General features: G+C 71.9%; 14 protein-coding genes. 8 read left to right on the top strand and 6 right to left on the bottom strand.

Features of this window, described 5'->3' with window-relative positions; genetic code table 11:
- Nucleotides 1-20: 20 nt before the first annotated feature.
- Entirely contained in the window at nucleotides 21-239 is a 219-nt protein-coding gene (locus KUA19_RS10230) for a hypothetical protein (RefSeq protein WP_217395946.1), read from the bottom strand.
- A 35-nt stretch (nucleotides 240-274) separates the two neighbouring features.
- Here KUA19_RS10230 and KUA19_RS10225 point away from each other — a divergent pair, with 35 nt between their 5' ends.
- The 4 genes from KUA19_RS10225 (at nucleotide 275) to KUA19_RS10210 (ending at nucleotide 3,668) form a co-directional block, all read left to right on the top strand.
- On the top strand, nucleotides 275-1,024 hold the full coding sequence (locus tag KUA19_RS10225; RefSeq protein ID WP_217395945.1) for a TOPRIM nucleotidyl transferase/hydrolase domain-containing protein: 750 nt from the start codon (nucleotides 275-277) through the stop codon (nucleotides 1,022-1,024).
- 160 nt (nucleotides 1,025-1,184) lie between these two features.
- Nucleotides 1,185-2,381, top strand: coding sequence for a sensor histidine kinase (locus KUA19_RS10220; RefSeq protein ID WP_217395944.1), 1,197 nt, complete (start codon nucleotides 1,185-1,187; stop codon nucleotides 2,379-2,381).
- Between the two features lie 8 nt (nucleotides 2,382-2,389).
- On the top strand, nucleotides 2,390-3,037 hold the full coding sequence (locus KUA19_RS10215) for a LuxR C-terminal-related transcriptional regulator (protein WP_217395943.1): 648 nt from the start codon (nucleotides 2,390-2,392) through the stop codon (nucleotides 3,035-3,037).
- A gap of 13 nt (nucleotides 3,038-3,050) precedes the next feature.
- Entirely contained in the window at nucleotides 3,051-3,668 is a 618-nt protein-coding gene (locus tag KUA19_RS10210) for a carbohydrate-binding protein (protein ID WP_217395942.1), read from the top strand.
- A 69-nt stretch (nucleotides 3,669-3,737) separates the two neighbouring features.
- Here the strand turns inward: KUA19_RS10210 and KUA19_RS10205 are convergent, their stop codons facing one another.
- Nucleotides 3,738-5,123, bottom strand: coding sequence for a DUF1996 domain-containing protein (locus tag KUA19_RS10205; protein WP_254549175.1), 1,386 nt, complete (start codon nucleotides 5,121-5,123; stop codon nucleotides 3,738-3,740).
- Nucleotides 5,124-5,438: 315 nt separating this feature from the next.
- Here KUA19_RS10205 and KUA19_RS10200 point away from each other — a divergent pair, with 315 nt between their 5' ends.
- From KUA19_RS10200 to KUA19_RS10190, 3 genes are all read left to right on the top strand, one after another.
- Nucleotides 5,439-5,660: a hypothetical protein gene (locus KUA19_RS10200; RefSeq protein WP_217395941.1), complete on the top strand. Its 222-nt coding sequence runs from the start codon at nucleotides 5,439-5,441 to the stop codon at nucleotides 5,658-5,660.
- Nucleotides 5,661-5,864: 204 nt separating this feature from the next.
- The gene (locus tag KUA19_RS10195; RefSeq protein ID WP_217395940.1) at nucleotides 5,865-6,272 is read left to right on the top strand and encodes a (R)-mandelonitrile lyase; all 408 of its coding nucleotides are present in this window, start codon (nucleotides 5,865-5,867) and stop codon (nucleotides 6,270-6,272) included.
- A 38-nt stretch (nucleotides 6,273-6,310) separates the two neighbouring features.
- Nucleotides 6,311-7,279, top strand: a complete 969-nt coding sequence (locus tag KUA19_RS10190) for an aldo/keto reductase (RefSeq protein ID WP_217395939.1) — start codon at nucleotides 6,311-6,313, stop codon at nucleotides 7,277-7,279.
- A gap of 111 nt (nucleotides 7,280-7,390) precedes the next feature.
- Here KUA19_RS10190 and KUA19_RS42565 read toward each other — a convergent pair whose 3' ends face one another.
- From KUA19_RS42565 to KUA19_RS43840, 3 genes are all read right to left on the bottom strand, one after another.
- Nucleotides 7,391-8,674 (bottom strand): MFS transporter, encoded by a 1,284-nt coding sequence (locus KUA19_RS42565; protein ID WP_302498979.1) that lies wholly within the window; start codon nucleotides 8,672-8,674, stop codon nucleotides 7,391-7,393.
- A 269-nt stretch (nucleotides 8,675-8,943) separates the two neighbouring features.
- Nucleotides 8,944-12,789, bottom strand: coding sequence for a non-ribosomal peptide synthetase (locus KUA19_RS10185; protein ID WP_217395938.1), 3,846 nt, complete (start codon nucleotides 12,787-12,789; stop codon nucleotides 8,944-8,946).
- On the bottom strand, nucleotides 12,786-14,561 hold the full coding sequence (locus KUA19_RS43840) for a non-ribosomal peptide synthetase (protein ID WP_217395937.1): 1,776 nt from the start codon (nucleotides 14,559-14,561) through the stop codon (nucleotides 12,786-12,788). The genes KUA19_RS10185 and KUA19_RS43840 overlap by 4 nt, the downstream gene beginning before the upstream one ends.
- Nucleotides 14,562-14,734: 173 nt before the next feature.
- Here KUA19_RS43840 and KUA19_RS10175 point away from each other — a divergent pair, with 173 nt between their 5' ends.
- Nucleotides 14,735-17,785, top strand: coding sequence for a BTAD domain-containing putative transcriptional regulator (locus KUA19_RS10175; RefSeq protein WP_217395936.1), 3,051 nt, complete (start codon nucleotides 14,735-14,737; stop codon nucleotides 17,783-17,785).
- Nucleotides 17,786-17,858: 73 nt separating this feature from the next.
- Here KUA19_RS10175 and KUA19_RS10170 read toward each other — a convergent pair whose 3' ends face one another.
- Nucleotides 17,859-24,206, bottom strand: coding sequence for an RHS repeat domain-containing protein (locus KUA19_RS10170; protein ID WP_217395935.1), 6,348 nt, complete (start codon nucleotides 24,204-24,206; stop codon nucleotides 17,859-17,861).
- Nucleotides 24,207-24,215 lie beyond the last annotated feature (9 nt).

The following is a 24,215-nucleotide window of genomic DNA, read 5'->3' as shown; positions in this document are numbered from 1 at the left end:
GCGGTCGACCGGTCAGGTCGTCACATCATGTGCCACACGCCGTACGAGCACTCCATGTAGCGGCCGTCGAGCACCCCCGACCAACCGTGCGGATACCACGTGCCGTTCCACTCGCACATCGTCCCGGGCTTCTGCGCCTGTGCCGGGACGGCGGCCGCGGTCATGCCCGCCGCCGTGGCGACACCGATGATGAGCAGTAACCGTAAGGTGCGCATGCTGACCTCCTCGAAAGGCTTCATCGGTCAAGCATATGCTTACATGTATCTATGCGTAAGTGATCGTCGGCGGGCCGAGACCCCCGCCTGGCGCGCCGTTAATCGCTGGCCGAGAACTGGCCGAATCACCGAGGATCACCAGCATGGATGCCGATACCGGCCGCGGCCAGCCCACCGGCGGGGCGCCCCTCAGCGACATCGGCGGCCCCGACGCCACGGTCCGGGCGACAGCCCGCGCGCTGGCGAAGGTCGACAGCGCGGTGGCCCTGGTGCTCGTCGAGGGCATCCTCGACGAGATCGCGCTGCGCGCGGTCGCCACGGCACGCGGGCGTGATCTCGATGCCGAGCGGATCGTCATCGTGCCGATCGGAGGAGCCCACGCGATCGGCCGCTTCCTGACGAGCCTGGGACCCCTGGCCACCCGGGTGCGGCTCGCGGGCCTGTGCGACCTTCGGGAGGCCGAGTTGTTCCGGCGGGCCGTCGCGGCTCATGTCGGCTCGGATCTCACCGGCACCGACATGGAGCGGCTGGGCTTCCACGTCTGCGACAGAGATCTCGAGGACGAACTCATCCGCGCCCTGGGACCCGAAGAGGTGCAAGCACTCTTCGACGCCGAGGGTGACCTCGGGCTGTTCCGGCAGTTCCAAAGTCAGCCCGCCTGGCGCGGTCGGCAGATCGAGGCGCAGATCTACCGGTTCCTCCGCAGCAGCGGCAGCCGGAATCTGCGCTACACCCGCCTGCTCGCGGAGGCCGCGGTTCGTCAAGGCAGGCCGCCCCGACCTCTCGACGCGCTGCTCACCGCCGTCTGACCGCCGCCTGACCACCCCAGGGTCACCCCCGGCGGACCTGCCGGCGACCCGCCGCGGAGCGGTCGGCAGCTATCTTGACAACTGCCGATCAATTGGCCGATCCTCAGAGAGAGCGCTCCCCGAAAGATCGTCAGGTATCACCCATGCCTGGGGCAAACGCATGACCACGACAGCCGGCCACCTTGACCGCACCGTCGCGCGGGCCGCCGTCGCGCGGGCGGTGCTGCTCGGCCGGGCGGCGGCGACTCTCACCATCACCGGCGGGGTCCTGCGCCTGAGCGCGCGGCCCGCATCGCTGCTCGCCGTGCTCCTGCTCGTCTTTCTCGCGACCACCGTCGCCCTCGTCTGCCTGTCCCGCAATCCCCACCTGGTCAGCCACCCCCTCCCGGTCCTCGCGGCGGACGCCACGATCGTGGTGGCCGTCCTCGGGCTCGGGGGCGGTGAGGTCGCCTTCTTCTGCTGCGCTGTCGGCGCGAGCGCGCTGGCGGGCGTGCTCGTAGGTTTCCGGGCGCTGCTACCCGCCGCGTGCTACGCCGGGCTCGGCTACCTGGTGGCCGCCCGCCTGCTCGGCTCGGTGCCGGGAGCGCCGAGCCTGGCCGGTTTCGTCCTCGCCTTCCCGATCGCCAACGTGCTCACCGCCGTCGGCGCCGCCGTGGCGACAGCCGCCCTGGCGGGGTATGTCGAGTCGTCGGTCAGGCTGGTCGCGGCGGCGCAGCGTACGGCGGCGGCGTCGGAGCGGGCCCGGCTCGCCCGCGAGCTGCACGACTCGGTCACCAAGACGCTGCGCGGGGTCTCGTTCGCGGCGCTGGCACTACCGGCTTCGCTGCGCCGGCAGCCGGGCCTGGCCGAGCAGTTGGCCGCGACGGTGTCGGCGGGCGCCACCGCCGCCGTACGCCAGGCGCAGCAGGTCCTTGAGGGTCTGCGCCTGGACGATCCGGATCACGAGTTCGCCGCGACGGTGCAACGGATCTGCCGTCAGTGGAGCGAGCGCGAGGGGATCGCGGTTCGGGTGTCGGTCAGGCCCGCCGACCTGCCCTTGGATCAGCGCTACGAGCTGGGCCAGATCCTGCGCGAGTCGCTGGTGAACATCGCGCGCCACGCCGGGGCGACGTCCGTGACCGTGGAACTGGCGCCCGTCGCCGGGGGTGTGCGGCTGCACGTCACCGACGACGGGTGCGGGTTTCGGGTACCGGCCGGGCTGAGCGGCTGTTTCGGCCTGATCGGGATGGCGGAACGGGCCGCCGCCGTCCGCGGCACCCTACGGGTGGTCTCCGCGCCGGGCCGGGGGACGATCGTCGAGACGGTCGTCGCGGACAGCTCCCCGAAGGCGGCCGCCTATGCCGCGACGCCGTCATGATCTCGGTCATGGTGGTGGACGACAATCCCATCGTCCGGGCGGCGCTCAGCGGCTACCTGGAACTCTGCGCGGACCTGTGCGTGTCGGCACAGGCGGCCGACGGGCGGGAGGCTGTCGCGCTGGCTCGCCGGGACCGACCCACGGTCACCCTGCTCGACTACCGCATGCCGGTGGCGGACGGGCTCTCGGTGCTCGGCGAGCTGATCCCCCATACGCGGGTGCTGGTGCTCACGAGCGACGCCAGCCCGGACCTCATCACGGGCATGCTGCGCGGCGGCGCGTGCGGCTATCTCGTCCACGGCGCGTTCGACCCGCCGGAGCTGTACCGGGCGGTGGTGGCCGTGGCGGCGGGGCACGGCTGGCTCTCGCCGGTCGCGGCGGCCGTCGCGGCCGCGACCGTGCGCGAGCACGCCGAACACGAGCGCGCCCGCCGCGACCTCGCCGAGCGGCAGCGGCTCACCAGGTCCCGGTTCGGCCTGACCCGGCGGGAGCAGGAAGTGTTGGCGCAGCTCGCCCAAGGATTGTCCAATGCAGCCATCGCGCACCGGCTGATGCTGACCGAGAAGACGGTCAAGAACCACCTGCAGCACATCTTCGCCAAGCTGGGTGTGACCCGCCGCACCGAGGCGGTCGCCGTGTGGACCGGGCAGAGGTAGCGGCGTGCCCGTCGTGTCCTCACGCATACTGGGCTGGGCGGCCCTTGTCCTGGCGGTCGGTGCCACGATCGTCGTCGTGCCGCCGCTGCTCATGCCGGGCCCACAGCACGGCGGGGTGCCTATGCGGCAACAACCCGCCGGGTCGCCACCCGCGCAGCCTTCGACCACGCCCGCACCGGACCCGCAATCGCCGTCGCCGTCGCGGATTTCACGGCCGCCGACGACGAAACCGGCCGCGTCGCCCACCATTCGGTTCCGGCCGATCACCGTGCACGCCGCCGACCCGGTCAACATCCGCGTGGGCGCCCGCGTGATCGAGTGCCCCACCTGTGTGGACGGCAGCCGGGTCGGCTACATCGGCGGCCCGAACACCCTCGCCGTGCGGATCGCGGGAGTGCCGCGGGCGGGCGAGCGGACGCTGACCGTCGTCTACGAGACCGAGCAGCCGCGCACCCTCAAGCTCGCCGTCGACGACGGGCCGGTTCGGGAACTGACACTGGCCGGGGCCCGCAGCTGGCTGATCCCGGTACACGTGTCGGTGCGGCTGTGGCTGCCGGCGGGCACCTGCTGGATCAGGTTCTTCAACGACACCGGCTCGGCCCCCGACATCAACACGATCACGATCAGTTGACGCGGGGCCGATGGTCCGCTCCCCCGCGTCCGGGCGGGCACCGCACAGGGCGCCCGCCCGGACGTGTGCTCAGAACTGTCCGGCGCTGTTGCACTTGGCCGACTGCACGATGCAGTTCTTCACCCGGTGTCCCTGCGCGTCGTTGTCCCAGGCGTTGAAGAAGTCGCCGTGCATGGACGAGGCCATCCCCGATGCCAGGGTGAACCCGTCCGCGCTGCCCACGGTGGGGTACGCGAGGACGAACGAGACCGACGGGATCGCGACCGGGAACGCGCTCGGGCAGGTGCCGTTCGGCGTGAAGGCCACATGCGACTTGTGGTCGGGGCTGTCGAGGTGCGTGCCGTCCCAGCAGTCCGGGAAGACGAGCTGGAACATCAGCGTCCCGCCCGGAGAACAGATCGGCCAGTTGCCGTCGGCGCTGCGGCCGATCGCGCCGCCGGTGGTCCCGCCCACGCAGTAGAACTGGTTCACCGATCCCGCCGGGGTGGGCGCCTGCAATCGCGCGTCGCCCGCGATCATCTCGAAGCCCAGCGGGAAGGGCACCGTCTGGCTGGGGTCGGCCAGCCGCGAGCCGTAGTACACCACGACCCCCTTCGGCTCCACCGCCGTGCCGCGCTCGTACAGGGTCGGCACCCAGTATGCCGACAGGTCGGCGGGGGTCGGCGCGCACGTCGTGTTGACGTTGGCCCGCAGACTGTCCACGGTGGAGTTGGCGTTGGCGCCGCGGTTGCCGAAGAAGGAGTGCATGTGCGAGGCGCCGGGCAGCCTGGGGAAGACGATGGGGTCGTCCTTGAGGGAGTGGCTGTACGTGCACGTCGCGTTGAACTCCGGCACCCGTACCGCGTTGGGCGGCGCGGGGGCCATCGCCATCGCCCGAAACGCGGCCAGCTGCGCGTTCCACTTCACCGGATCGACGTTCACCCAGCCGCTGGCCGGACCACCGGCGTTGAAGGAGAGCCAGTTGAGGTTGACGAAGTCCGCGCCGCTGCCGGGGTTGGCCAGCACGGCATACACCGACTGGGCACCGGCCGGGTGGCTGGTGACGCTCACCGTCTGGGTCACCCACGTCTGCCAGCCGCCGGTGGCCGTGATGGTGAACTGCGCCAGGACGGGCCCGGTCAGCGACCCGGTGCGCAGCTCGACCGTCCCCGGGCCGCCGGTGGCGGACGCGACGCGGACGGAGATGTTCATCGTGCCGGAGGCGCCCAGGTCCACGCCGTCGTAGCGCAGCCAGTCCCCGCGCGACAGGTAACCGACGTCGGAGCCGCCCCCGGTGTCGACGGTCGCCTCGACGACGCCGCCGGACTGGGCCGAGTACGCTTCGGCCTGCACCACCAGCTCGGCGGCGCTCGCCGACGGGGTCAGGGCGACGACGACCGCGGCCAGCACCATTCCCGCGCAACCGGCGCCGAGCGAGACCATCCGCACCGGCCGCCTGATCCAGTCTCTTGTCATGCGCGACCCTCCTACATTCCGCGAAAAGAGCGAGATCTTTTCAACGTAGTTACAGTCGTGAATCGAAACATGAGGCGAAGTCCTCAGCGGACGCCGGTTCCAGGGCCCACTTTCTGGGCACTCGAGGTCATGGCCCGCACTGCGGACCATGCCCCTCGGTGTCCGTACGCGACCATGCCCGCGCCACGCCACCACTGCGGCCGTGGGACCGCGGGCCAGGGGCAGGGCCCCGAAGATCCGCGCGCCGCGAAGGTGAAAGGATCGTGCCGTACGTCCGGCGACGCGCCGGACTCACCGACCCCCGAAGGAGTAGCCATGCCGGTTTCCGCCGATCTCGCCAAGCTGCTGGACAAGGACTACCACGACAAGAGCCTGGAGGAGATCGCCAACGCGCCGGTCGCCGCGCTCGCCGGTGTGAGCGAGCGTGCGGCCGAGCACCTCAAGGATGCGCTGGGCATCAAGACGATCGGCGAGCTGGGCCGCAGCCCGTACTTCCGCGCCGCGCGGGCCATCGCCGACCTGGCCGACGCCAAGTAACCGAGACCGGGGCCGGCCGTCATGGCGGCCGGCCCCGGCCCGGCGTCGATCGACCTCGTCTTCGAGCAGCGGATCGACCGGGTCGTGTCCTCGGCCTCGAGCCTCCGTTGGACCAGTCAGCCGGGGCTACCGCGCGACGGACGACCGCCGCGCGACCAAGACACCACTGCGACCCCGGTAAAACGCTCGACCGAGGAGCACCCCATGGAACTCAAGCCCGTCGGCCAAACGGTGAAGACCCCGGCGCAGAACTTCGTCGGCGATGTCTACCTGACTCCGATCCACAGCGGCACGGGCCCGTCCCGCATGACTGTCGCGCTGGTCCGCTTCACCCCGGGTGCCCGCACCAACTGGCACTCCCACGCCGTCGGGCAGACCCTGCACGTCACCGAGGGTGTCGGCCTCGTCGGCACGCGCGACGGGACAGTGCTGCGCATCCGGGCCGGCGACACCATCGTCTGCCCGCCCGACGAGGAACACTGGCACGGCGCTGGCGCCGACACCTTCATGAGCCACCTCGCCATGCTCGAAGCCCGACCCGACGGCAGCGACCCCACCACCTGGCTCGAACCGGTACCCCAAGACCGGTACGAATCCGCCAACCGGCTGTAGCCGGGCACACGACGACGTCCGCGAGAAGGGTGCTGGGTGTGGAATACGTACGGCTGGGCCGCACCGGTCTGAAAGTGAGTCGGATCGGGCTCGGCTGTATGAGCTACGGCAGCGCAGCCGCCGGGATGCACCAGTGGACCCTCGATGAGCAGGCCGCAGCGCCGTTCTTCCGGCAGGCGGTCGAACTGGGCGTCACCTTCTGGGACACCGCGAACGTCTACCAGGGCGGCACCTCCGAGGAGATCGTCGGCCGCGCGATCGCCAGATTCTCCCGCCGCGAGGACATCGTGCTGGCCACCAAGGTGAGCGGGAAGATGCATGACGGACCCGGCGGCAGCGGCCTGTCCCGCAAGGCCATCCTCGAACAGGTCGACGCGTCGCTGCGGCGGCTGGGCACCGACTACATCGACGTCTACTACATCCACCGGTTCGACGAGCAGACACCCGTCGAGGAGACCATGGCCACCCTGGACGGCCTGATCCGTTCGGGCAAGGTGCGGTATCTCGGCGCGTCGTCGATGTGGGCGTGGCAGTTCGCGAAGCTGCAGCAGTCAGCCGTGGTCAACGGCTGGACGGCGTTCTCGGCCATGCAGGACCAGTACAACGTCCTCAAACGCGAGGAGGAGCGGGACATGATCCCGATGTGCTGGGACCAGGGCGTCGGGCTGACGCCGTACTCGCCGCTGGCCAAGGGTAGGGCGGCCCGGCCGTGGGGAGAGCAGACCACCCGGTCGTCGGCCGACGGCGTCGCCAGAACGTTCGACCGTGACGTCGACAAGCCGGTGGTCGACGCCGTCCAGGCCGTCGCCGCCGCCCGCGGCGTCCCGATGGCACAGGTGGCGCTGGCGTGGCTGCTGTCCAAGCCGGTGGTCTCCTGCCCCATCGTGGGCGCGACCCAGCCGCACCACCTGCTGCACGCCGTCGCGGCCGTGGAGCTGTCACTCACCGCGGATGAGACGGCCGAGCTGGAAGGTCGCTACACGCCGCAGGACAACTACTGGTGGTGAAGCCGAGCCCGCGCGGCTCAGGACGGCGCCGAGCCGAGGCGGACCACACCCGGCGGCGCCGATCCGGACTCGGATACGTGCCCGCTGGCCGGCGTCAGACCATCGCGCCGCTCAACGGAGATCGTCGGCCTCTCGCTGCAGCCTGTCCCGGTCCCAGGTGACGACCGCGCCCGGGACGGCATCGGGCAGGATGTCCTCGAGGTAGCGCAGTCTGCGCCAGCGCAGGCCGGCGGCGGCGAGGACGATGTGGAGCCCGCCGAGGATGATCAGCGCCGACGCCAGGCTCCGGCCGGGTCCCGTGCCGAACCAGCCGTCGCCGGTCGGCGCGAGGACCGAGTCGGCGAGCCATCCGGCGCAGACATAGCCGAGCGGTTCGGTGAGGTTGGCGGTCATCCGGTTGGTGGCGAGGATCCGTCCCTGCAGCTCCATCCCCACCTTGATCTGGATCATGGTCTGCCAGTGGCCGTTGATGAGGGCGATGGAGGCCATGACCAGGGCCATGCCCACGATGGGATAGGCGGCTTGCGGGCGCAGCCCGGCGATGACGAGCCCCGCGCCGGTGAGCGCGACGAAGCCGATCATGCCGGTGGCGCGGCGGGCCAGTCCGCCCCACAGGGCCATGGCCACGCCACCGGCGACCCCGCCCAGCGCGCCGATCATGGTGGTGACGCTCAGGGTGCCGGCGCCGCCGGTGCCCAGCACCATCGGCGGCAGCAACGCCAACGCGATCCCGAGCACGAGGTTGTAGCCGAGGAAGAACACGACCATGGCGACGAAGCTGGGTCGGCGGGCGATGTAGCGCAGACCGCCCGCAATCTCCTTCCAGACGGTCTCCTCCCGGTGCCGGAAGAGCAGGTCGGGGAAGCGTACGGCGAGCAGGGTGGCTAGCGCGACCGCGACTGTCGCCAGATCGGTGATCATCACGCCGCGCAGGCCGATGGCGACGATCAACGCGCCGCCCGCCAGCGGGCCCGCGGCCTGGCTGACGGCCATGACCGTCTGCAGGATCCCGTTGACCCGGCCGAGGTACTGCTTGGGTACGAGTTGGGCGACGGCGGCGAGGTAGGCCGGTTGCTGAAACGACGACGCGATCGAGCCGAGCGCGGCGGCGACGTAGATGTGCCACAGCCGCAGCGAGCCGGTGGCGTAGGCGGCCAGGCACAGCCCGGTGCCCGCGGCGTTGACGACCTCACCGCCGATCATCAGCAGCCGCCGGTCCCAGCGGTCCGCGGCGGCTCCGGCCAGAGGCAGCACCAGCAGGCCGGGCAGCAGCGCGGTGATGAGGATGACGGAGAACTGGGTGACGCTGCCGGTCTGCAGGTAGACCCAGACGCCCATGGCGAACGCCATCGCCCGGCTGCCGGTCAGCGACACCAGTTGACCGAGGGTGACCAGTGCGAAGTCGCCCAGCCGGGCGCCTGGTCGGCGTGCGCCACCGGCGGGCGCGGCAGGCGCCGGGGCAGGCGGCGGCGCGGGCGGGGCGGCGGCCAGGCGCTGCTCGGTCCAGCGGACCAGGATGGCGGCAAGCTGGTCGGCCTGGTGCCTGAGGAAGAAGTGGCCCGCGTCGGGGATGACGGCCAGATCGGTGGTGGCGCACAGGGTGTTCCACTCGCGGTGGCGTTCCTGGTGGAACTCGGTGATCCGGTCGCGTTCGCCGACGACGCTCAGCGCGGGCAGCGTGCGCGGCTGGGCGCCGGTGTGGCACAGGCGGGTGTAGAGGTCTTCGGATTCGCGGGCGTCGTGGCGTACCGCGCGCAGCGTGAACGCCTGCTCGGCCGGGTCGAGGACCTCGGTGAGGCCGCCGATGCCGCGCAGCATGTCGTGGTAGTTCCGGTCGGAGCGCCAACGGTCGCTGGGCACGAGCCTGGCCCACAGGTCGAAGACCCGGCCGGGCAGCCGTGGCGCGGGAACGCCCCACCGAGCACGACACCGGTGACGGGCGCGCCCTCGGCTGCCAGCCTGCGGGCGATGTCGTAGGCCAGTGCGGCGCCGACGCAGTGCCCGTACACGGTGATCGGTCCGGTGATGGTGCGGCGGATCTCGTCGGTGCAGCGGGCGGCGATCGTGTCGAATGGTTCGAGGGGCCGGGCCGGGTCGGCGGGGTCGTGGCCGGGAAGTTCGACCGCGTACAGCGGGAACTGCGCCGGCAGTGCCCTGGCCAGTTCGGCGTAGGCCGCGGCGGTGGCGCCGCCGAACGGGACCGCGACCACGGCGGCGGTCGCGGTGGCGGTGCCCGCCGTGGCCCCGGGTAGCCGGTGCAGGTAGCCGCCGGTGTCGGCGCGGCCGAGGAAGTCGGCCAGGCGGCGGATGGTGGGGTGCTGGAACAGGGACACCACGCGCATCCCGTCGCCGACGCGGCGGGCCACGCGCATGGCGCTGAAGGAGTCGCCGCCGCAGGCGAAGAAGTCGTCGTCGATGCCGACGCGGTCCAGGCCGAGCACGTCGCACCAGATCCGGGCCAGGTCGGCGTCGCGGGCGTGCCGGGGCGGGGTGGCGGGCTGGTCGCCCGTGGGTTGGCGCTCGGGCGCGGGCAGGGCGCGCCAGTCGAGTTTGCCGTTGGGTGTCAGCGGCAGCCGGTCGAGGGCGACGAACGCGGCGGGCACCAGGTAGGCGGGCATCGCCGCGCGGGCGAAGTCAGGCAGCGGCGGCTGCGGCGCGACGCCGGGCACGGTCACGTAGTAGGCGGCGAGGGTGGTGTACCCGTGGTCGGTGCGAGCGGCGACGGCGACGTCGGCGATGCCGGGGTGGCGGCGCAGGACGGCCTCGATGTGGGCGGGTTCGACCCGGTAGCCGCGGATCTTCACCTGCCGGTCGAGGCGGCCGAGGAACTCCACCGATCCGTCGGCCCGGATCCGGGCACGGTCGCCGGAGCGGTAGGCGCGGGCGCGCGGGTCGGCGCGGAACGGGTCGCGGATGAAGCGTGCCTGGTCGGGGCTGCCGGGGTGGAGGTAGCCGCGGGCGACGCTGCCGCCGGTGATCAGCAGTTCGCCCGCGGCGCCGCGCGGCAGGGGCCGCAGTTGGGCGTCGACCACGTGCACACCCACGTGGTCGAGCGGGAAGCCCAGCGGCACGGTCACCCCGCGCGGGACGGGCGGGGGGTCGGGGACGCGGTAGGCGAGCACCGACACGGTGGTCTCCGTCGGACCGTACTGGTTCCAGACCACGCAGCCGGGCCGGGCGGCCTGCGCGGCGGCGGCCAGGTCCCAGGTGCAGGCCTCGCCGGCCAGGACCAGGTGGCGCGCTGGTACGACGTCCGGCAGGAGTCCGGCGTCGGCGACGGCCTGCAGGTGGCTGGGCACCAGTTTCATGACGTCGATGTGGTGGGTCCGGAAGTAGTCCGCGAAGCGGGGTGGGTCGGCGGCCCATTCGTAGGGCAGCAGGTGCAGCGTGCCGCCGGTGGCCAGCGCACCGTAGACGTTGGTCAGGCCCAGGTCCGCGGCGAGCGTCGACACCAGCGCGAAGTTCAGCCCGTCGGGCAGTGCCATCCGGTCGATGATCGAGGTCAGGTAGGCGGCGAAGTGGCGGTGTTCCACCACCACACCCTTGGGTGCGCCGGTCGACCCGGACGTGAACAGCACGTACATGGCCTCGTCGGCACCGGCGGCGGTCGTGGCCGAGCCCGGCGGGAGCCGCTCGACGGCGGCGATCTCGACGTGCGGGGCCGCCTGTGCCAGTGCGGCGGTGTCCACGTGGGCGTGGGTCAGCACCAGCCCCGCGTCCGCCGCGTGTAGCACCGCGGCCAGATGCGGCGGCGGCATGACCGGATCGAGCGGTAGGTAGGTCCGCCCCGCCTTCAGTGCGGCCAGCATCGCCACGACGTAGTCCACGGACCGTTCGAACAGCAGCCCGACGGGCTGCGACCGGGCTCCTTGCCCGGCCAGGTACGCGGCCAGTGCCGCCGCGCGACGGTTCAGGTCGCCGTAGGTGATGTGCTCGTCGGGGGTCTGCACGGCGACGCGGTCGGGGTCGGCGTGCGCGTGACTCTCGAAGCGTCGCAGCACCGGCACGGGATCGGCCGCCGGGGTGGTGCGATGGTCGCGCGGGTCGGTGTCGTGGGGCGGCACCGGGGGCAGCGCCGCCATGGGCGCGTCCAGGTCGTCGAGGAGGGTGGCCAGCACGGCGACGGTGTGTTCGCCGATGCGTCGCGCGGTCGCGCCGTCGAGCAGGTCGGTGGCGTGGTTGAGGGTCAGCCGCAGCCGGTCGCCGTGGTCGACCACGGTGCAGGTGAGGTCGAACTTCGCGCGGGCGCGGCTGACGTCGACGGGGGCCACCTGTAGGCCGGGGACCTGGGTGGGTGCCTCGGTCGCCGGGTAGTGGTTGAACATGACCTGCACCAGCTGCCCGGCGCTGAGGTCGCGCTGCGGGTTGAGTTCGGCGACCAGGTGTTCGAAGGGCAGGCTCTGGTGTTCCAGGTCGTGCAGTGTGCTGCTCCACAGGCGACGCACCAGGTCGCGGCAGGTCTGCAGCGCGCTCAGGTCCAGCCGCAGCACGACGGTGTTGATGAAGCAGCCGATGAGTTGCTCGATGTCGACGCGTTCGCGGCCGGAGACCGGGACGGCGACGGCGAGATCCTCGGTGGCGCAGTGCCGGTGCAGGACGAAGCCGAACGCGGTCAGCAGGAGCGCGAACGGGGTCACCGCCGCGTCGCGGGCCACGGCGTGCAGCCGCCGCCGCGTCTGCTGATCGAGGTCGAAGTGGATCTCGGCACCGCGGTCGCGGCGCACCGCCGGGCGGGGCTGTTCCAGGGGCAGCTCCAGCACCGGGGCCAGGCCCGCCAGCCGCTCGCGCCAGTAGGACAGGTGCCCGGCGAGGTCGCCGTCGACCAGGCCCGCCGACTGCCAGGCCGCGAAGTCGGCGTACTGCACGCCGGGTGGGGCCTGCCCGGCGGAGTCGCCGCTGACGGCGCGGGCGTAGGCGGCGAAGAACTCTGCCACCAGCAGTCGGCACGACCAGGCGTCGGAGGCGATGTGGTGCACGACGAGCAGCAGCACGTGCTCGTCGTCGGCCTCGCGGACCAGCAGCACCCGCAGCGGGAACTCGGCGTCGAGGTCGAACGGCCGGTCCGCGGCGGCGGCCAACACCGCATCCGTACCCCCCGGCGGGGCGGGCGGCGACGCGTCGACCACCTCCACCCGCAGCCGCTGGGCGGCGTCGGCCGGGTGCGCCGCCAGCAGTCGCGGCTGCCCGTCATCGTCGCCGCAGGTGGTGCGCAGCACCTCGTGCCGGGCCAGCACCGCCGTCACGGCCGCCTGCAGCGCCCCGAGGTCGAGCCTGCCGCGCAGCCGGACCGCCTCCACATTGTTGTAGGCGGCACTGTCAGGTTGCAGTTTCTGCAGGAAGTACAGGCGCCGCTGGGCCGACGACATCGGCAACCGACCCGACGAGCGGTCCAGCACTGGGATCGGCTCGGGGCGCGGGCGGACGGGGTTGTCCCGCAGCCGGCTGCTGAGCTGGGCGCGTTGTTGCGGGCTCAGCTGCGCCAGGCGCTGTGCGAGCGACGCCTCGGTCATGCGTCGTCCAGGGAGTCCAATAATGCCCGCAGTTCCTCTGGATCGGTCGCCAGCAGCTGTTCGGCCAGGATCGCCGCGGCGAGACCGGTCACCGTCGCCGCCGCGAACACGGCCCGCTGCGACAGCTGGACGCCGTGGTCGTCGGCGATCCGCGAGACCAGCCGGGTCGCGGTGATCGAGTCCCCGCCGAGGGCGAACAGGTCGTCGCCGGCCGACACCCGTGGTGTGCCGAGCAGTTCAGTGAACTGCTCGGCCAGCCAGCGCTCGAGTTCGCCCGTCGGAGCGACGAACACCGCCGCCGGGGCGTGCCGCGCGGCGAGTTCGGTCAGCCGGGCCCGGTCGACCTTGCCGGTCCGGGTCGTCGGCAGCTCGTCCAGTTCGACGAAACGGCTGGGGATCATCACCGGGGGCAGCAGATCCAGCAGGCCCGACCGCAGTCGGCCGACGTCGAGCGGCTGGCCCATGGCGGGCACGACGTACGCGGTCAGCCGGGGTTCGGTGCCACCGACCGCGGCGACGAAGGCGTCGGCGACGGCGGGCTGGGCCCGGATGGCGCGGGTGACCTCCACCGGATGGACCCGCACCCCGTTGATCTTGACCTCGTCGTCGGCGCGACCTATCACGACCAGTTCGCCTCGCTCGTCGACCCGTCCAAGGTCACCGGTGCGGTATGCCGTCTCCCCGGCGCCCAGGTCGGCGAAGCGTGCCGCGTTCTCCGTCGGCAGCCCCAGGTAGCCATGGCTGCACGAGCGGCTGACCAGCACGATCTCACCCGCGGCCGGAGGCTGGCGCAGCGCCGCCCGCACGAGTTCGGCCGACAGGGTCGCCTCGGGCGCGATCAGGCAGTACCGCGTGCCGGGGACCGGCCGCCCGGCCGGGACAGGTTCGGTGAACCGCTCCCCCACCGCGATCTGCCGGTAGACGGTGCCCTGGCCGCTCTCGGTCGAACCGTAGGAGTTCACCTGCACCGACGTGCCCGAGAAGGTGTCCAGCCAGCCCGTCTGCACGTCCGGGGTCAGCGGCTCGCCGAGGAAGAACACCGCCCGCACCTTCGGGCAGCGGCGGCGGCCGTCGCGCAGCCAGCCGCGCGCGACCGACGGCACGACGGTGACCACCCCGATGTCCGTGCGGGCGAGCCAGTCCACGGTCGCCGCGGGCGACACCAGGTCGTCCGGCTCCGGTATGACCAGGGTCGCGCCCGCCGTCAGCGGTGGGAAGAGGTCGCGCAGGCTCGCCTCGAAGCTGACACCGGCGATGAACGCGAACCGGTCGCCCGGCCCGAACCCGAACTCGCGGCAGAACCAGTCGGCGAAGGTGCGCACGCCGAGCGCCGAGCCCAGGACCGGTTTGGGCACCCCGGTGGAGCCGGAGGTGAAGTACACGAACGCCCCGTCCTCGGCGATCGCCTCGTGCGGATCGCCTGTCCGTGTCTCGGGCGGGCCGGACGACCGCAGCAGCAACCGCGGCCGGGCCAGCTCGACGAAGACGTCCCGCCGGGCCGGTGGGACGTCGGGGTCCAGCGGCACGACCACCCCGCCGGCGGCCAGCACGGACAGGTAGTCGACCACGAACTCCGGGGACTTCGCCCGTTCGAGGGCTACCAGGGCACCGGCCGCACCGTGGTCCCGCAGCACCCGTGCTCGTTCGTCGATCAGGGCGTCGAGCTCGCGATAGGTGATCGATCGCGCGCCCTGCTCGAGCGCGGTCGCCTGTGGCGAGGTCGCCGCACGAGCCCGGATCGACTCGACGAGGTGCTGTTTGTGCGTTGCCACCGAACCTCACAGGGGTCGCGACGGGTCAGCCCACCGCAACCAAGATATCGATGGAAATGATATTCATCAAGTCCGAACAATGAGCGGTCGAGTCGGCGCGACAGCCCAAGTCAAGCGCCGTATATTACCGGCGGCAGATCGATCATCATGCTGTCGACAGGGGGAGGTACGACGTGTCGGGCGAACCGAATACGGCAGGCGATCCGGGCAGCCTGCTGCGCCGCCACCGCCACCGGGTGGGGCTGGACCAGTCCGCGCTCGCCGAGCGGGCCGGGGTCAGCCTGCGAACGCTGCGCGACATCGAGCACGGGCGCGTCAGCAGGCCGCGTGACACCTCGCTGCGCCGCATCCTCAGCGCGCTGCCCATCACCGACCTCGACCGCGCCGCGCTGCACGACGCGTTCGCCGGGCACCTGACCGGCGCGGCCGCCCGCGACCGTCCCGTGCTGCGCCTGGGCGTACTGGGGCCACTGACGCTGAGCGGTCCGGACGGCCCGGTCGCGGTCGAGCAGGCCACGCCTCGGGTGCTGCTGTCGCTGCTCGCACTGCATCCCGGTCAGCCCGTGCCGGTGTCGGCGGCGATCGACGTCCTCTGGGGCGACGATCCACCGAAGACCTGCCACAACCTGGTTCAGGTCTACGTAGGACGGCTGCGTCGGCTGCTGCAGACCGGAGACCATCATCCGTCCGGCGCCACCGCGATCCGGTTCAGCACGGCGGGCTACCTGCTCGACCCGGCAGTGGTGCACGTCGACGCGGCGGAGTTCGCCCGCCACTTCGACCAGGCCGTCGCGGCGCAGGCCGCCGGTGACCCCGAGACCGCGGCCGCCCGCTACCTCGACGCGCTGGCCTGCTGGCGAGGGCCGCTGTTCGGCGGCGACGACCCGCGGCTGTGCCACCACCCCAGCGCGGTGCGTCTCAGCCGCCGCCGGGTCGAGGCGGCGATGGCGCACGCCGACCTGGCCCTGGCCGCCGGGCGGCCCGTCGACACGCTCGGCCACCTGCGCGAGCTGGCCCTGCTCGAACCGCTGCACGAGGGCCTGCACGCCCGGCTCATCTGCGCGCTGGCCGCCGCCGGTGAGCAGGCTGCCGCGCTGTGCGCCTTCACCGACCTGCGGGAACGGCTTCTCGAGCAGCTCGGCGTCTCGCCCGGCCCGCAACTGACCACCGCCTACCAGTACGTGCTGAGCGCCCCGGCGCCGGACCTCGACCCGGCGGTGCCGCAGCCCCGCCCCGCGCTCGCGGCCGGCGTGCCCGCGCAGCTGCCCGCCGGAGTGCCCGCGTTCAGTGGCCGCGCCGACGCGCTCCGCCGACTCGATCGCGCGCTCGGCCCGGCGGGCGCGGGCGTGCCGATGGTGGTGGTCACCGGACCCGGCGGCGTCGGCAAGACCGCGCTGGCCGTGCACTGGGCCCGCCGCGCCTGTCCGGCCTTTCCCGACGGTCAGCTCTACGTCGACCTGCACGGCTTCGACCGCAGCGAGGACGTGGTCGACCCGGCCGACGCGATCCGCGGTTTCCTCGACGCGCTCGGCGTCGAGCCGTACCACGTCCCGCGCGACCCGCAGGCGCAGGCCGCGCTGTATCGCAGCCTGACCGCCGACCGCCGCCTGCTGGTGGTGCTCGACAACGCCCGCGACGCCGACCAGGTCCGCCCACTGTTGGCGGCCGGACCGGGCGTCTGCACGATCGTCACGAGCAGGGACCGGCTGACGGGCCTGGTGGCCGAGTTCGGCGCCCAGCCGGTGGTCCTGGACCTGCCTGACGAGGCGGAGGCCGTCGAGCTGCTGGTCGGCCGGATCGGCGCGCCGGCGGTCGACGCCGAGTCAGCCGCGGCGATCGTGGCGGCGTGCGGACGGCTGCCGCTGGCCCTGGCACTGGTTGCCGCCCGCGCGCTGCAGACCGGGTTCCCGCTGGCCAGGCTGGCCGCCGAGCTGCGTCGGCCCGGGACGTCGACCCTCGACGGGGTCCGGACGGTGTTCTCCTGGTCGTACCGGCCGCTGAGCCCGGCGGCGGCCCGGATGTTCCGGCTGCTGGGGATCGCGGCCGGGACCGACATCGCGCCGCCTGCGGCGGCCGCCCTCGCCGGGGTCGCGCTGCCCGACGCCCGCCGGGCGCTGCGCGAACTGACCGACGCGAGCCTGCTCGTCGAGCAGGTGAGCGGCCGCTGCCAGCTGCACGACCTGCTCCGGGTGTACGCGGGCGAGCTGGCCGCCGTCACCGACAGCGATAGCGAGCAGCGGACCGCGCTGCGCCGGTTGCTGGATCACTACACGCACATGGCGTACCGGGCGGAGCGGACATTGAACCCGTCCCGGGCTCCGATCATGATGCCGGTGGACCCGGCCGCCCCGCCGGGACGACTTGATGTCGCGGCGGCCCGGCGCTGGCTGGACGCCGAGCGGTCGGTGCTGCTGGCGGCGCTGCGTCAGGCGCGCCACGAGGGCATGGATCGCCACGCCTGGCAGCTCGGCTGGGCGCTGGACACCTTCCTGAGCGAGCAGCGTCGCTGGCAGGACGAGGGCGCGGCGTGGGCGGTGGCGTTGGGCGCGGCGACGGCGCTGACCGACCGTCCGGCGGCGGCGCAGGCGCACCTGTTCCTGGCCGTGGTCGCGGGTCGGCTCGACCGGTTCGGCGAGGCGCACGCCCACCTGAGCCGGGCGGTCGACCTGAGCCGGCAGGTCGGTGACCGACCGGGAGAGGCGGAGAACCTGTTCGTGCTGTCGTACGTGTGCTGGCTGCAGGGTGACCAGGAGCGGGCGCTGCGCCACGTACGGCAGTCGATGGAGTTGTGGGCCGAGCTGGATCAGCCGAACTGGGAGGGCCGGGCGAGCAACTCGGTGGGCCTGTTCCTGGCCGCGCAGGGCGAGCACGAGCAGGCGCTGGTCTACTTCGGGCGGGCGCTGTCCCTGCACCAGCAGGAGGGCGACCTGGCGAGTGAGGCGGTCGTGCGGGACAACCTCGGCCTGGCCTGGCACGAGCTCGGCGACTACCCGCAGGCGGCCACGCATTTCCACGGTGGCCTGCGACTGGCCCGTGCGATGGCGGACGGGGCGATGGAAGCCCAGCTCACCGGCCACCTCGGTGACATGTACGAGGCGATGGGCGATGACGCGGCGGCGCGGGAGCACTGGCGGACGGCCTACGAGATCTTCGCCGACATCAGGCATCCGCAGGCAGCCGACCTGGGCCGCAAGATCGGCGCGGTTCCTGCCGCGCGGGCGTGATCGTGTGCTGACGTCAGGCCGACGCCGGTGCCCCGCTACGGGCACCGGCGTCCCCCGTTCAGGTGCCGTTCAGCTACTCACCGCCCTCCGCTTCCAGCTCGTCCTTCGGCGGCATGATGTTGTCCCACACGTACTCCGACGACGGGTGTGTCACGTAGTGCAGGCCCCAGTCGCCCAGCCTCTCCGCGTCCTTGCCGTGCCTGCCGAGGTAGTACGCCGAGGCGTAGCCGCCCATCCGGTGCGTGCCGTAGACGAGCATGCCCTCGCCGAAGTGCCGGTAGGCGTCGTAGTACTGGCCCTGCCCGACGTAGTAGGCCGAGATGGTGAGGTTGCCGGCGAGCGACGCGACGGCGCAGGGTGCGAACGGGCACCAGGCCAGCTTGTCGGTCACCCAGCTGACGGCCTTCACGATCTTGCATCTTTCGTCGGTCCTGCCGCAGTCGAACTCCGGGATCTCCCGTTCCATATGGATCTCGTGGCCGTTTGTCGGTCCCAGGTACTGGGGCCACGGCTTGCCGCCTGGGCCCGACCCGCCTGGGCCGCAGCCGCGGTCCATCGTCGGCTGGCCGCCGCCGCAGGCGGTGACCTGGTTGACCGGCGCGCAGGACTGGGTGCCGTGCAGGTCGTAGGCGTACCCGTTGGCCCCGACGAAGCAGACCGAGTTCGGGTCAAGCCCGCGGGTGCACGCGGTCGCCGGACCGAGCGCTTGGGTGAACGTCCCGCACCCCGGTGGCCCGGCCACGCCGAGTGGCGGGTAGACGCACTGGTAGACCTCCGCGATCACGATCCCCTTCACCTTGAAGATCTTGACGTGCCGGGTGATCTTGATGAGCAGGACCTTCGGCGGGCCGGGGACCTTCTTCGTCTCCTGCTCGTCCCACTCCTTCTCCGGCTTCGGCGGCGTCTTGATGCCGCAGTTGTTCGCGCCCTCACACGGGTCGCCCACGTGCAGGCCCTCTGGATCGTCCAGCGTCACCGGATTGTTGTCGGCGTAGGAGTAGGCCGCCATCTGCTGCAGATCGCCCGTGTCCAGCTTCGGGTCGACCGAGATGAACGTCCCCGTCACCGGGTCGTACTCCCGGGCACCCAGGTGCGTCAGGCCCGTGCTGTCGCTGACCTTGCCGAGGAAGCCCCGGCTCGTCGGCCACACCACGGCAGCGCCGCGGACGTTGCCCCACGGGTCCGTCCGGCGCCTGGTCAGCGACAGGTCGGTGGCCCGCAGCGACAGGTGCGACGTGCCCTGACCGTCGCCGGCCTGCCACTGGACGCCCGTGGTCGTGCGGACGCCGATCAGCTGACCGGCGTGGCTGTAGAACCGGGTGCCGGTCACCAGGCCCCCGGCCAGTTTCAGCTCGGTCGACCCCAGGTACAGCGTGGTCGTGCCGTCGGCGGCCTTCGCCAGCTGCCTGACCCCGCTCGCGTCGTACACGTAGGAGGTCGTGCCGCCGGTGTCGGTGACGGTGGTCAGCTGGCCCTGCGGCGACCAGGTCAGCGTCTGACTCGGCTTGCCCGCGATGGACCTGGTCGTCATGTTGCCGACCTGGTCGTAGGCGAACGAGTCCACCGTGGTCGACAGGCCGCTGTTGGTGATGGTCGTCGCGGCGTGCGGACGCACCGCCGACGGACCGGCCGCCGGATAGGCGCTGGTACGGGTCAGGTCGCCCGCCGTGGTGTGGCGCACCTCGGTCTTGCGGGCGCCCGCCGCGTCGTAGGTGTAGCTGGACCAGTAGGGTGCCGGACCGCCCAGCCCCGCCGTCGTCGGGTTCGCCGCACAGGATCCCGTGCCGGGAGTCCACGCTTCGGTGAGGTGGCGTGCCCCGTCGTAGCGGAAGCACTGCGTGTCGTCCGTCCCGGTCCCGTACGACGACAGCGTGTCCGCCACCGACGTCACGTTCCCGGCCTTGTCGTAGGCGTAGTGCACGTCGGCCGCGACCGTGCCGGGGATGTCTGCGAGCACCTGGTGCCCGGCCAGCCGACCCGTGCCCGGCTCGTAGTTCCAGTACTGCAGCACGTTCTTCCCGTTGCCGATCGTGGCGTTGATCGACGACAGCTCGCCCGTCTGCAGGTACTGGGTGTCGGTGGCGTAGGTGTCCAGGCCCGACTGCGTGGTGGGCAGCCCTATGCTGTTGTACCCGAACGTCAGCGTCTCCGGGGCCAGCCCGCCCGTCGTCGACGAGCCCGACTTGGCGGGCAGCGTCGCCGTGGCGATCGTGCCGTCCACGTTGTAGGTGCTGGAGCTCAGGTAGTCACCGGCGAGCAGGGTCCCGGCCGAGGCCGGAATCGACACCTTCGCCCCGGTCGGCCGGTACCGCTGGTCGAAGCTGGTCGTCGCCGTCGTGTAGGCGTCGCCGTTGACGTAGCGGGTGGACGAGGTCAGCGGACCCTTGAGGATGGTGTCGTAGACCCATTCGGCCTGCTTGTTCGCGGGCGTCACCGACCCGACGTACTCCGCCGTCTTGCGGCTGAGCTTGTCGTAGGTGTAGATCAGCTTCACCCCGCGGGCGTCGGTGGCCGAGGTCTGCCGCCCCAGCTCGTCGTAGGTGAAGGTGCTCGTGCCCTTGTCCGGGTCCGTCTCACTGATCTTGCGGTGCATCTGGTCCCAGACGTACGTCCACTTGTTGCCCGCCGCGTCGGTCAACGACGTCAGCTCACCGCTGCTGCTGTAGGTGCGGAAGCTGGCGTCGTAGGAGCCGGTCGCGGTGTTCGCCCGGTAGCTGCGCAGCTGCGTCGTACGCCCCTGCGCGTCCACCCAGGTCGAGGTGGCCGAGCCCCCCGCCGGGGCGCTCGTCTCGGCGTGGTCGCCGCCATAGGTGGTGACCGCCCGGGAGTGCTCCACCGCGCTGAGCTGGAACGCCTCGATCGAGACCCGGTTTAGCCCGTCATAGGTCGTCACGGTCTGCGCCGGGACGGCCGCGTCTCCGGTCGGCACGAACAGCGTGGTGCCGGGTCCGGCGGAGTTGAAGTACCCCGGGCGGGTCTTCACCGCGTTGCCACGGCTGTCGTAGAGGGTCTCGACGATGGTCCGGCCCCCGCCGACCGCCGGGGTCTGCTTCTGCCGGGGCCGGGCCTTGCCGTCGAGCAGTTCGTACGTCGACAGGTAGGCGGTACCGGCCGTGTTGAGCCGGCTGGTCGTGATGGACGAGATCCCGCCGGTGTTGCGGATGGTGTACGTGTACTTGACGTCGGGCGTGTCGACGCCCTTGGTCCGGCCCGGCAGCCACACGGCGGTGACCCGGCCGAGCCCGTCGTAGGTGGCGTCCGTGCGGCGGCCGTTCATGTCGATCGTCGCCGTCGGACTCCCCCACGCGGGGTCGATCTCGCTGGTGCTCTCCCAGCCCATCGGGTTGGTGATGACCGTCTTGGTCACCGGGGCGCCCGACGCCGGCGTGTAGGCCGTGAGGGTGACGTTGTTCAACGCGTCGGTGACCGAGGTGATCCGGCCGTTGGCGTCGAACGCCTGGCGGGCCGTCGTCTGGTACGTCGCGGTGCCGCCGCTCCAGCTCGACATCTGCTCGGTCCGCGTCACCTCGCCCTTGCCGATGGTGGTGCCGTAGCCGGACGCACCGTCGTAGACGAAGCGGGCGTCGGCGACGACGTCGGTGGCGCGGTTCGGCGTCGCCGAGCAGCGCACCCCCACCGTCTCGGCCCGCACCGGCGCGATGACGAACGTCCCCGCCGCGTTCGCCCCGAAGGTGTACCGGGTGCAGCGGTCGTCAGCCGTCGTCGAGGTGTCACCCTCGTCGTCGGTCTGCACGACCCGGGCCGTGCGGTCGCCGCTGAAGGTGTTCGTGGCACGGGTGACCTGCCATCCGGTGCCGTGGTCGAGCCACGATCGGGCGGTGACGACCGCGGTGCCGGTGGCGTAGGCGTTCTGCGTGATGCCGTTGACCGTCTGCGAGGCCGTCGGGCCGTAGACGTAGGGGTCCTCCTTGGACGTCGCGTAGACCGTAGCGGAGTTGCCGAGGAAACTGACCGTCTCCCGGGTGATGCCCGCGAGCCAGGGCTCGTCGGGCCAGGAAACGCCGTCGCTGTCGACGACCGCCGCCGAGCGGGTGCCGGACGGCAGCACGTCGCCGTTCATCCCCCGGAAGTAGCGCGCCTCGCTCTTGGACTGCGTCTGCGACGCCGCACCAAGCACGGTACGGACCAGCTCGTAGCCCCGCCAGCCGTTGTAGGTGCGCCGGTTGGTGAGCGTGAGCGGGTTGTCGTCGCGGTGCCAGGCACCGCCGCCGACGTAGGTGTAGTAGGAGACCTCGTCCGGCGCGGTGCCGGTCAGGTCGGTCTCGGCCACCGAGTTGACGACGTACTTGTGGAAGTACTCCAGCTTCGGGCCGCTGGCACCGGTCGGCGTCCAGTACTGCGGGTAGCACCGCAGCGTGTTGGTCTCCGGGCTGGTCGGCATGACCGAGTCCTTCACGCACTCGGGCGTGGAGTAGGTCACGGTCGTGACGCCGCCGATCTCGTTGACGATGGAACCGAGCCGGTACCGGATGATCGAGTTCGTGGTGCCGGTGGTGTCCACCCGGTTGGACTTCTGCACCGAGGTCAGGGTCACGTTGGGCATACAGGTGTTGTCGTCGGTGCCGCAGTGGCCGATCGTGGACAGCCACAGCACCGGCTGATTACCGTCTCCGGGCGCCTTGAACTCGTGGTTGAAGGTCCACCGCTCGACCCGCCGCCAGGACTTCGTCCCGTTGGCGACCTGTGTGGTGATCGCCGTCAGCATCTTCGAGGTGAAGAAGGACGGCCCGTTGCGGCCCGCGCAGCCGCTGCCGGAGCACAACAGGTCCAGCGGCACGTCCGGCCAGTTCGACTGGTTCGCCGTCGCCGTCGTGCAGGTGGCGCCCTGCGTGACGCAGCGGTCGGCCACCTCGGTCAGCACCCGCGCGGGCGCGGTGCCCGAGAACGCCGTGTCCACGCCGTTGTCCAGGCGCGTCCCGTAGTCGATCTCCCGCAGGTAGCCGCCGCGGACGTAGCTCACCACGGTGCTGGTCGAACCGTTGCGGGCGTACTGGTTCAGCTCGCGGGTGTAGTAGAACGACATCGTGTTGCCGTGGGTGTCGATCACGTAGTCGAGGTTCCAGCGGTAGGCCTGCTGGCAGCTCGACGCCGCGAAGGTGGAACCGTGGCACGGCTCGCCGGTGTTGTTGCCGAAGACAGGCTCGTAGAAGACCGAGTTGGTCTCCGCCCCTGCGGGCGCTCCGGGCAGCTTGTGCTTGCCGAAGAAGTACTGCATGCCGTCGGTCGTGGTGACCTTCCAGTACTCGTTGTCGTCGTCGCCGTTGCCCAATGACGCGTCGGTGAGCCGCTCGACGATGGAACCGTCCTCGCCGTCCGGCCGCCACTGCCCCGACGCGGCGTCGTAGATCAGCGTGTTGGTGTGGCCGTTGAGCGAGATGGTCGCGTTGTCGGTGACCCAGCACAGGTCGCTGCTGCCCGCCTGCCCGTCGTCGGAGCAGGTGCGGTAGGAGCGCTCGATCGAGCCGGGCTGCCAGCCGAAGCCCTCCCCCACCCAGCTGGGCTGGGCGTTGGTCGCGGCGGTCATGCCGTCGACCCCCTGCGACGAGTAGGACAGCGCCAGTGGCGGCTTCGGGCCGCCCAGCGACGGCGGCGAGCGCATCGGGTAAGTCCAGCCGAACCCGCCCGAGCTGCCGCCCGCCGACCAGGAGCCGGAGGCGGCCAGATCGGTCGCGGCGAAGGTGCCCCCGTCCGAGGACGGGCCCCCGGCCAGCGCGAGCGTGGTCCCGGTGGCCGCCACCGAGACGTCCGCGCTGACCAGGCCCGCGGCGCGGTCGTTGACGCTGGGCACGACCGTGGCGCGGCAGCCTGCCGCGTCGGGGGTGGTGGCGGCGCAGTCGGGTACGCTCACCAGCCGCAAACGGCCCGCCCAGTCACCGCCGTACGCGTTGCGGAACCCGGCGTAGCTCACCGCCACCGACAACGGCGCCCCGGTCGTGCCCCCGTCGGTCCGGTTGAGCCGCACCATCACGTCGTATCCGGAGCGCCGCGCGACGTCGTGGTCCTCGACTCGCACCCCGACCTTCGCCGGGGAGGTGAGGGCACCGGCCGACTTGGTACCGGACGCGGCGAGCCTGGGCCGTGCGGCGACCGGCAGGCCCGACGCGAAGGACCACTGCCGCGCGCCGCCGCCGGCCGACGCGGCTGCGGCGGTCGACGGCAGGGTGATCTCCGCGAATCCCGCCTTGGGCCAGGCGCTTTGCGGCGGCGCGGCCTTCAGCGCGGGGTTCGGGTCCGACGGCGGCGCCTTCACGACACCGTCCGAGCCGGGCACGGAGGCAAGGAGTGCTGGTCGGGATGGTCGGGTGGGAGCCGCTGTCGCGGGACCCGGCACCGTGACACCCAGCGTGCCGGCGAGCACGAAGCTCGCGGCCATCAGCAGGGATCGTCGTAAGGATCTCATGGGTTGTCT

The sequence above is a fragment of the Catellatospora tritici genome (assembly GCF_019083965.1).
GTDB classification, from domain to species: domain Bacteria; phylum Actinomycetota; class Actinomycetes; order Mycobacteriales; family Micromonosporaceae; genus Catellatospora; species Catellatospora tritici.
This window is presented reverse-complemented; position numbering and strand designations above follow the sequence as displayed.